This window comes from Legionella longbeachae (genome assembly GCF_004283175.1).
Taxonomy (GTDB): domain Bacteria; phylum Pseudomonadota; class Gammaproteobacteria; order Legionellales; family Legionellaceae; genus Legionella; species Legionella longbeachae.
Window position 1 is genome coordinate 61250 of record NZ_RXNW01000019.1, and the last position, 9480, is coordinate 70729.

Genomic DNA, 9480 nt, shown 5'->3' on the forward strand with positions numbered 1-9480 from the left:
TCACCTATAAAACGGGGGAAATATATAATGGAGCGAATTTTGAATAAGCACTTAACACTTTTAACTATCGTTAGCTCCTCAATCATTACACTTTTTGCATCCGATATATTTTTACCAAGCCTCCCTAACATCGCTGAATACTTTGCTGTTACGAACTCCAAAGCACAGCTTTCCATTTCTTTTTTTCTTGGAGGACAAGTTTTAACAACCTTGTTTTGGGGATTTTTCTCAGACAGACTGGGACGTCAGAAAGCATTTCAATTGGGTATGGGAATATTTTTAATAGGTACCATAATCTGTATTGACTCAACTACTATAACTATTTTTTTAATCGGTCGATTAATTCAGGGAATAGGAGGAGTTGCGGTTCCCGTTATTGGTTGGGCCATAATACAAGATTTATATCCCAAAGATAAAAGTGCGGGAATTATGTCTTGGATAGGGAGTATTATTGCTTTAGCTCCTATGACAGCTCCAGCTCTCGGGGGGCAACTTGATAAATTATGGGGCTGGAAAGCAGATTTCTATTTCATTTTTATACTCACAACTTTAATTTTGATTTGCCAGTTCATTCAATCTAAAGAAAAATCTGAGGCTAAAAAATCAACCCTGAATTTTGTTAATACGTACACACCAATTATTAAGGATAAAATATTTCTTTCATATATTGCCATGTTTGCGTTGCTTGCTTGTGGCCAATGGTGTTTTTTAACAATTGCTCCTATTTTGTATAAAAATACTTTGAATTTATCTAGTGATAAAATTGGTTATTTAATGTCGTTTAGCGCTCTATTTTTTATCTTCGGAACAACTATTGCAAATCGATTAATAAAAACAACTGGAATAGACTTTCTATTAAGTTTAGGAGCAAAATTATCCTTTGCCGCTAGCCTGGTGTTACTTTTTTTCCATGTAACAAACTTATTGAATGCCTTACTTATTTCAGTCACTTTTGGAATGTATCTGTTTGGCGCAGCGCTGTTGTGGGGAAGCTCTTCATCAAGAGCTTTGCAATGTTATGAAACTAACAGGGGCTCTGCATCGGCCATTAGAAGTTTACTCATGATGGCGCTGTTCACCCTGGGTAGCTATTTGGGAGCTCTTATCAATAACAATAACTTGCTGCAAATAGCCGCTTTAATGAGCATTTTCTCCTTGCTATCCATAAGGATATACCATTCAAGAGCTTTAAGCACTCACAGAAGCCAATTAAATCTCCAATCTAATCGATCAAGAAGCCTTATAGAGCTTAGTAAAAGTTAAGTTCTATTTTTGTTAAAATAATAGCCATTCAACGTCGTACTTATGGATTTCAAAATTTTGAAAATTACCGGTTAAGCATTTGGAGGGCCAGGCCTTGAATTGTGAATTATCGAATTTAAATTCAAAATTCAAGGCCTGACTCCGGGCGTCCTGTTTTATTAATAAGAACGGACCTTTTCAGCATGATTCATCACTAAAGAAATACAGCAGCCAATCTCATGGCGCAATCGACATGCCATGGTTGAATCAAGCGGTTGCCAACCGGCAAACAATCGGCCAATTGATTACCGACACCATGCAAACCGTGTTGATGCAGCAGGACTGGCCAGTCAATTTGGCCTTGCAGGATGGTAACAAGACGAATCTTTCCATGCTGCTAAGACTTGTCCCTTTAATTACTTTGTTGTCTGCAATAAATAGGTTTTTAATGAGCAAGGATCCCCAGGCTAACCTTCCTTGGCAATTTATGAAATTGAATAAAGAAGTCTCCAAACGACAGTTTATTTAAACTCTTATTGCTAGACTCAAGTATTTTAAGTGGCATGTTCTTTACCTAATTATTCAACTAAACTATATTTTCAATCAATTGGTTGCCACTAACATTTACAAAAACTTGCTGTAAATAACGATAGATAGAGGAATTAAATATGCATGAAATCATCTGCCCCCACTGCAAAAAGGCATTTAAAGTTGACGAAGCTGGGTATGCAGACATTTTGAAGCAGGTTCGTGATAAAGAATTTGATCAGCAATTGCATGAGCGACTCGAATTGGCTAAGAGGGAGAAACTGGATGCAGTAGAACTTGCCAAGAGCAATATCAGAAATGATATGCAAAAGCTCGTTTCAGACAAGGATGCTGAAATAAAAGAATTAAAAGCAAAATTAGATGCTGGTGACGTGGCACAGAAACTGGCCGTGACAGAAGCCCTGATAGCTATTGAGAAAGAACGTGATAAGCTTGCTAACGAACTGGAAAGGACGAAACTAGATAAAGAATCTGCCCTGAAACTAGCTCAGGAAAAGCTTGGTGCTAGTGAATCTGCGAAGAAACTTGCTGTTGCCGAGGCACTTAGCAAAGTTGAGAAAGAGCGGGATGAACTGAAAAACAGTCTTAAACAAGCAGAGCTAGAAAAGCAACTTTCTGAAAAATCTCTCAAAGACAAGTATGAAACACAGCTCAAAGATCGTGACGATACGATTGAACGATTACGAGACATGAAAGCTCGTCTTTCGACAAAGATGGTTGGCGAAACTTTAGAACAGCATTGCGAGACAGAGTTCAATCGGATTCGTGCAACTGCTTTTCCACATGCATACTTTGAAAAAGATAACGATGCAAGTTTTGGCAGCAAAGGTGACTTTATTTTTCGTGACTTAGACCATGCAGGCACTGAAATAGTTTCAATTATGTTTGAAATGAAGAATGAAATAGACACTACTGCAACTAAGAAAAAGAATGAAGATTTCTTAAAGGAGCTAGATAAAGATCGTACTGAAAAAGGCTGTGAGTATGCAGTACTTGTTTCATTGCTTGAACCTGACAATGAATTCTATAACTCTGGGATTGTTGATATGTTCCACCGATACCCAAAGATGTATGTCATTCGACCACAGTTCTTTCTTACTATAATTACACTTTTGCGCAACGCGGCGATGAAGTCGTTAGAATATAAGACAGAACTTGCGCTTGTTAAATCACAAAATATTGACATAACAAACTTCGAAAAAGACCTTGAACAATTCAAGTCCGCATTTGGGAAAAACTATGAGCTTGCCTCTAAGAAATTTCAAACTGCAATTGATGAGATTGATAAATCAATTGATCATCTGCAGAAGACTAAGGATGCGCTGCTGGGGACAGATCGAAATCTTCGCCTTGCAAATGACAAGGCACAGGACATAACAATCAAGAAGCTGACACGTCAAAATCCAACGATGAAGGCTAAATTTCAGCAGCTTCAAGAGCCGGATTCTTCTGATTTTGAGTGAGTGGTAGTTCTAAGTTTGAAATAGAAAAGTGGGTTATGCCACAACCTTTTGTGATTTGGCCAAACATAAAATATTTGATGTGGTTGAGGGGCGTTCAGAAAAGGGTTTAGAAGGCTATCTCAACACGTTAGAAGGAAAAGATAAGGTACAGGCTATTGACTTAAGCTCCAGTTACCGCAAGTTAATCAGGCGTTACTTTCCCAACAATGATTGTTGCCGATCGTTTTCATGTGATTCGTTTATTGAATCAATTCTGTTTGCAGACTTATCAGCAGATTGACCCGGAAATGGGGAAGCGCCTAACCTTGTTGCGAAACCCTAAGAGTATACCTGCCAGTAAAAATACTCAAAGGGATAGTCAGGTAAGTTTGTAAGTACGTGATCTAGCTTACGCAAAAGTCACACAAGGACTTTCGTATTAAAACAGGTAGTCAACTTAACTTATTGATTTTAAATGCATAAATTGGTGTGGCCACTAGGAGCAGAACCTAGGGTCAACGGATTATGAGTCACTCAATTAAAAAATAATCAATTGATTTTATTGGTGATTTTATTTTTGAAACCCATTTGAGGTTACTGGGTTTAATTAAAATTATGAGTATGAAACTAAGTAATGAGAACACATTGAAAGATTTGTTTGAAAGAGCAGTATTTTACGCCGCAGAGGCTGCGTGAAGCGGGTATCCACCTAATCACAAAAGGCTTCATTCCTTCAGGTAAATTCGATGAGTGGAAAATAATGAAGCGACACTTTTTTACTGTAAAGTCATCATTGTTCCACAACAGAAGAGCCCTCACTAGAGTTCGGATAGTATCGTCTTGCCCGAAGTTTGCCTCATAATTGCTAGGCGATTTAACTTAAAGGAAGTAGCATGACGGCTATGAGTGTAGCCCACGCAAAAGAAATCGTTTTTCGTATACCCTATACGTAAATGTAATACATGATTAATTTTCTAATAAGATGTTCCTGATATCTTGATTATTTTTACTAAACAGGATGGCTCTTATTATGACTACCCCCTTATTTCCCCCAAATGATGGCCCTATTACGATACGCCAAGGCAGAGGTGGGGATTGTTATCTTTTAGCAGCGGTCGACTGTTTATTAAGTACGGGACCAGAAGGCTATGCCGCGCTAAAATCATTATTTGTTGAAAGAGTAGGTGGTGTTGAAGTACGAATCAAACGTACAGACCAAAGCGCATTATTACAGTTGGATAAGATACCCGGTAAATTCATCTATTATTATGATCCAAAGACAAATCAAGATGTGTTTTTTATTGATTATAATAGGCTCAATCAAATTGACCTGGCACCTGAGGGGGTAAAAAGTAATTCACTTGCCATAAAAATTTTGGAGCGACTCAGCTCTTATTATTATTTAAATCAGGGTTGGAATCCCCAGGATCCGGCAGCGAGTGTTATGGCCCATAATATGCCTTACAGACACGTAGGTTATGAAACAGCATTTGTTGCAAAGTTACTCGGTATTAATTCTCAAGATTATTTAAATATCTATGACATTGTTAAGTTAAAAGCGATTAGACCCGAAGAGCCGGTTTATGTTGCTCTGGATTGGGGTGAAGTTGATGTTTATGGACAAAGACATGGATGTCATGCACTAAGAATAGATAAAATTATTCCTAATGCGATGAGCCCAGGCGGATATGATGTGGTTTTGGTGAATCCCTGGGACAACGAGAAGCTAGAATATTATTCACTTCTTGATCTCATACAAAGAAGAAGTCGTTTTGCCACGTTTAGTTCTAATCCTTATCATCTTGATATTACACGTACTCTATTAGGCCTTCACGAAAATATTGGAAAAGCTATTTATACTCATCCTCATCTGCTTCATATGCTATTTAAGATAAGAGAAGGTAATGGTTCATTGCCACCGAATGTCATTGTAAACTGTGTTAACTTACATGAGCAGATGCCTCATTTCCCGGTTGTGTTCAATTCATTATCTATTGAAAAGCAAGGGAGAGTATCTTCATGCATTCTAAATTATAATGGCAATATAAAAGCATTTCTTAACTCATTGCGCTTGGCTGATCCAAGTTTGGATAGCCATATATTTGAATTGATATACGGCCAGGCAGCTCATGACCAAGGGATAGTTTCAAAAATGAGTGTTGATGAGGCGCAAAGAGCCATTATTGAATGCGCTAAAGAAATCGCTGCTTTTCCAGTATCATTTAAGGACGATATTTTTCACGAAAATGTAGCGTCTCATTTGCAAAAAATGACTAAGGATCTTTTAGAGTTCGTCAGTCACTCTAAAAAATTAGATCAAGCAAAGCAAGTTCTAGGTTTTCCAGTAGGACAGGATCCACAGGTTATTTTAGAAGCCATAAATAAGAAAAAGCAAACAATTAAAGAGTCTGTCCAAACACGATTGGATGAACTTCAAAAAGGAGAAGTTGAATCACGAATTAAAGAAATTAATGATATAAAAGTATCATTTGGGGCCCATCTGAAAAATCCAGTTGATGTACAGATACATCGGCTTGAGCTCGAATTAGAATTAATGAAACTGAGGCATCGGCGTAGTTGGTTTAATATTCGGCCTTTAATTCAAGAAGTTTGTGATGACTGCCAAATGCGAATTGATTTGGAGGCAGAGAGGGCGTTTAGTAGAATGGAAAGGAATTCCTCCGCATTGCACCGGTTTGGTTCTTTTTCAGCAACAAAAACTGATGCTGTTGTAAGCACACAAGCTGAGTTTGGGTATAAGTGAATGAGTAAAAACGGCTCAAATAAGAGGGCACTTTAATCAAATTAGTCTAGGCTAACTCCTTGATTTAGCGATCAACAGGAGATTAAAGTGCCGAAGAACAATCTTATCCTAAATTTACCTGGATTTTCCATAGTAAAAGTGAGTAGATATCAACCATTATTATTAGATGTAAGGCAAATTTTAAAATTCCTTTAAAAACCATTTAAAATCAATGCTGATAAGCCATAATTTGCCTTGTTGAGATTTATTTAGTTTTAAATAAAGTGTCTACATGGATTTTAGAAGTAAATTATGGCTGAAGCTGAAAAGGGTATTAAATTAACCAAAACCATCGTTGATAAATTCGAACATATTTTCGGAAAAACCCAAACTTTTATCGAGATAATGATTTAAAAGGATTTGCTTTAAGAGTTACCTCAGGCGGTATTAAGAGTTTTATTGTTGAAACCAGAATCAACGGCAAGGTTAAAAGAGTGACGTTAGGTAAATAAGGCAACCTGACGGTTGATGAGGCCAGAACGCAAGCCAAGAGTCTTTTGGGTGGTGTGGCCAGAGGTGATGATCCTGTAGCGGAAAAGAAAACCAAGAAAGTTCATGCATGAACTTACAACAGGTGTTGGATGACTACCTCAAAGCAAGAAAAGATTTAAAGCCACGCACCTTAAACAATTATCAATGTGTGCTGCATGAAGTAGTACCTGACTGGTTTGATAAACCGCTGGTAAATTTTACCCGAGAGATGATTGCCAAACGACACAGCAAGCATGGCCAGGCAAATAGTAAAGCACGTGCCAATAATTCCATGTATGAATATCATGACGGCAACGGCCATCCAATGGTCACCATTAACCCGGTGAAATATCTATCTCATACCTGGGTATGGTATCGAGTGGATCGAAAACAAAAAGTGATCAAACCGCATCAATTAGCTGACTGGTATAAAGCGGTCATTGTATTGGTTGAGACCGATAATTACCGCAATGCCTTCTTGTGGCATGATTATTTTTTATTACTCCTGTTCACCGGTATGCGAAAAATGGAAGCATCTTCTTTACGTTGGGAAGATATTGATCTGAAATCCAAAACCATCACCCTGCAAGACACCAAAAACCACGAAATAAACACTCCCCCATGTCTGATTTTGTCTATGAGCTAATCTAACGACGCAGTCGAAACAAAACCAGTGAGTTTGTATTTCCAGCTGAAAGCAAGACGGGATATATTTATGAGCCTAAAAAAGCGGTGAATAAGGTAGTGGCGTTATCTGGCGTGCTATTTACTTTGCATAATCTGAGAAGAACTTTTGCCACCATAGCAGACAGCATTGATTTACCAGCCTATGCGTTAAAGAGATTACTCAATCATAAAATGATCAATGACGTTATAGCAGGCTATATCATGAAAGATGTGGAGCGGTTGCGTGAGCCAATGCACCAGGTTACTAATTTATACTTGAGCATATGATGGAAACAGCGGAGTTAAGTTGAATATATGTGGCGTCGCTAACTATTATTACAAAGATTATTCTGCTGAAGTCTTCTGGAATCTTTGAAATAATTTGTCAGCACGCTGCAAAATGATGCTAGTAAATGGGGTGGCCGTTATATTTTTTTGAATTTTGTTAATTAGATTCAAGACTTCTTTACGTACTAGGGCACCGGATAAAAAAGCCTCTTCTGCCATTTGTGTAAAGTGACGCGGGAATAGGCCATCAAAATCAGATTTACTACCAACCTTCATCGCCATTTTACTGGCGAGATTAGGATAATATACGGTTGAAATCATATCGTAGAAAGGTGCCAAACGAGTTTTTGAATCCTGATAGAGCAAAGAGAAATTTTTGCTATGTGCATCATTGTTGCCAATAATCACATTAAACAGAATCCCCTGTAATAATTCTTTAATGTCAAAGACAGGGGGACTTGATATCTCTCTTATCAAACCAAAGCACTCACTAATTTTGGGGCACCCCTCTCGCTGATATTTATACCCATTGCCTGACAAAAATCTTCTTGATGAAGGCGTTGGATTCCTTGCTCTATCTCAATCCGATCATAACGTTTAACCAACAGATAAGGGGTATCATCAACATAATGGATAGCTGCGTCCACAGAATTTAATCCAATTTTTTGCGCCAGCTTAAGGCAGAAACACTCATTTTCAATTAGGGTGGGAAAGTCTCGATTGATTGGTTTTAAAATGTGGGTACTGGGTGCACCGTTCATTGGTATTGCGAGATTTCCTTCAATAATAGCAACAGGGAGTTTATCTTGAGCTCCAGCAAGGGATAAACGGATTCCATCCTCACCGACTATCATAGGTCTTTGATGCATGGTTTGCAGTATTTCTAATATGTGTTTTTTTTTGATAATTTTATAGTCTGGCTTTAGCTGAACTATGGATGTATTTTGAGGCAATATCATCACAGCCCCGGCACACTCACCACCAATAGCAGCTAATAAGGCAAAATCATTTTTTTCACTGACACCCAATTGACGAGCAATAGCAGTACGCATATGGGCTTCGGGTAAGAGACCACTAAAAAATGGACGGCATTGCTGCATTGAATAAATGTTTTTTTAACGGGAAGTGAGTGTGACAACGGGAGATTCTGCTTGTCTTCCAGGTAGCCATCATCATAGACAAAAGACATGTCGCCATACATATCAATACTTAATTGGCCTGCTAGTATGTGGCTAAGATAGACATTCAGCTTATGATTTTTCATTTTCGAAATCAGTATGAGATAAGTTGAGTTGAATTCCAAGTACTTGTAGCACTTGCAGTGTTTTTCCAATTTGGCAAGTGGGCTTTCCATTTTCCAAATCAATAATAAAACGCAATCCAGTTCCAGCACTTAAAGCCAAATCTTTTTGGGTAACATTAAGTTCTTTACGAACTTTGCGAATATAACGTCCTATATTTTCTGAGGATTGAATCATCATTTTTCTTCTAATGTTCCCGATCGGGAGCATCGAATTCAAATGGAATTCAATTGAGCGCCATAACATATTTAATGTTAGTCTTCATAGCAATTTCCATTCGACTTTTAAGTTGTCTTGGAAAATTATTTTTTTTGGTATTAAAGAGGCTGGCCTAAGTTTCGTCTAATATGGATTATGAGTTCGTCCATTATGGAATATAGCTTCGTCCAAAAGCGGATGTAAATGAATTTTTCCGATTTATTTAATACTCATTGGTAGACATATAAAAATATCTGGGACGAATGGGACACGGATAATTCCTGCACAAAAAGCATCTAGGGTGCATCTATTAAAGGAATTTGAATCTGCGCCACATTCTGCGCTTTTTAATCAACAAACGATCGCTGCGGTATTAAGCTGCTCCACCCATACTTCGGAATATCTGCGTGAGTAATATCAGTGGCCTGGTGTAAGTGAAACGGTCAACTTCTATCATATCAAACATCACGATTATTATAGTCATTCTATGATTAACCCTACTCAGATAGTTCCTTTAGGA

7 protein-coding genes and 3 pseudogenes are annotated in these 9480 nt (G+C 37.9%); 8 read left to right on the forward strand and 2 right to left on the reverse strand.

Going from position 1 to position 9480, the window contains the following annotated elements; genetic code table 11:
- Window positions 1-39: 39 nt before the first annotated feature.
- The 7 genes and pseudogenes from EKG34_RS16460 (at window position 40) to EKG34_RS18715 (ending at window position 7461) form a co-directional block, all read left to right on the forward strand.
- Window positions 40-1263: a multidrug effflux MFS transporter gene (locus EKG34_RS16460; protein ID WP_223800054.1), complete on the forward strand. Its 1224-nt coding sequence runs from the start codon at window positions 40-42 to the stop codon at window positions 1261-1263.
- Between the two features lie 232 nt (window positions 1264-1495).
- Window positions 1496-1771: a hypothetical protein gene (locus tag EKG34_RS16465; protein ID WP_003634911.1), complete on the forward strand. Its 276-nt coding sequence runs from the start codon at window positions 1496-1498 to the stop codon at window positions 1769-1771.
- Between the two features lie 139 nt (window positions 1772-1910).
- On the forward strand, window positions 1911-3254 hold the full coding sequence (locus EKG34_RS16470) for a DUF2130 domain-containing protein (RefSeq protein ID WP_003634912.1): 1344 nt from the start codon (window positions 1911-1913) through the stop codon (window positions 3252-3254).
- A gap of 19 nt (window positions 3255-3273) precedes the next feature.
- A pseudogene (locus EKG34_RS16475) lies at window positions 3274-3544 on the forward strand (transposase); the annotation flags it as partial.
- Window positions 3545-4263: 719 nt separating this feature from the next.
- Window positions 4264-5997 (forward strand): hypothetical protein, encoded by a 1734-nt coding sequence (locus tag EKG34_RS16480; protein WP_003634913.1) that lies wholly within the window; start codon window positions 4264-4266, stop codon window positions 5995-5997.
- A gap of 598 nt (window positions 5998-6595) precedes the next feature.
- Window positions 6596-7153 carry a tyrosine-type recombinase/integrase gene (locus EKG34_RS18710; protein WP_223800053.1) on the forward strand — a complete coding sequence of 186 codons (558 nt, stop codon included), beginning with the start codon at window positions 6596-6598 and terminating at the stop codon, window positions 7151-7153.
- An 86-nt stretch (window positions 7154-7239) separates the two neighbouring features.
- A complete protein-coding gene (locus EKG34_RS18715; protein ID WP_223800052.1) occupies window positions 7240-7461 on the forward strand; it encodes a hypothetical protein in 222 nt (73 codons plus the stop codon).
- A gap of 57 nt (window positions 7462-7518) precedes the next feature.
- Here the strand turns inward: EKG34_RS18715 and EKG34_RS16490 are convergent.
- Both EKG34_RS16490 and EKG34_RS16495 read right to left on the reverse strand, forming a co-directional pair.
- Window positions 7519-8815: pseudogene (locus tag EKG34_RS16490) on the reverse strand (HipA domain-containing protein).
- The gene (locus tag EKG34_RS16495) at window positions 8712-8942 is read right to left on the reverse strand and encodes a helix-turn-helix transcriptional regulator (protein ID WP_003634917.1); all 231 of its coding nucleotides are present in this window, start codon (window positions 8940-8942) and stop codon (window positions 8712-8714) included. The pseudogene EKG34_RS16490 and the gene EKG34_RS16495 overlap by 104 nt, the downstream one beginning before the upstream one ends.
- Window positions 8943-9237: 295 nt before the next feature.
- Between EKG34_RS16495 and EKG34_RS18915 the strand changes: the two are divergent.
- A pseudogene (locus EKG34_RS18915) lies at window positions 9238-9360 on the forward strand (DNA-binding protein); the annotation flags it as partial.
- Window positions 9361-9480 lie beyond the last annotated feature (120 nt).

Bases quoted from the DNA above. Each gene is read 5' to 3' on its own strand.
- EKG34_RS16480 (WP_003634913.1), top strand. From the start codon at position 4,264: ATGACTACCCCCTTATTTCCCCCAAATGATGGCCCTATTACGATACGC.
- EKG34_RS16465 (WP_003634911.1), top strand. From the start codon at position 1,496: ATGCCATGGTTGAATCAAGCGGTTGCCAACCGGCAAACAATCGGCCAA.
- EKG34_RS18710 (WP_223800053.1), top strand. From the start codon at position 6,596: ATGAACTTACAACAGGTGTTGGATGACTACCTCAAAGCAAGAAAAGAT.
- EKG34_RS16470 (WP_003634912.1), top strand. From the start codon at position 1,911: ATGCATGAAATCATCTGCCCCCACTGCAAAAAGGCATTTAAAGTTGAC.
- EKG34_RS16495 (WP_003634917.1), bottom strand. From the start codon at position 8,942: ATGATGATTCAATCCTCAGAAAATATAGGACGTTATATTCGCAAAGTT.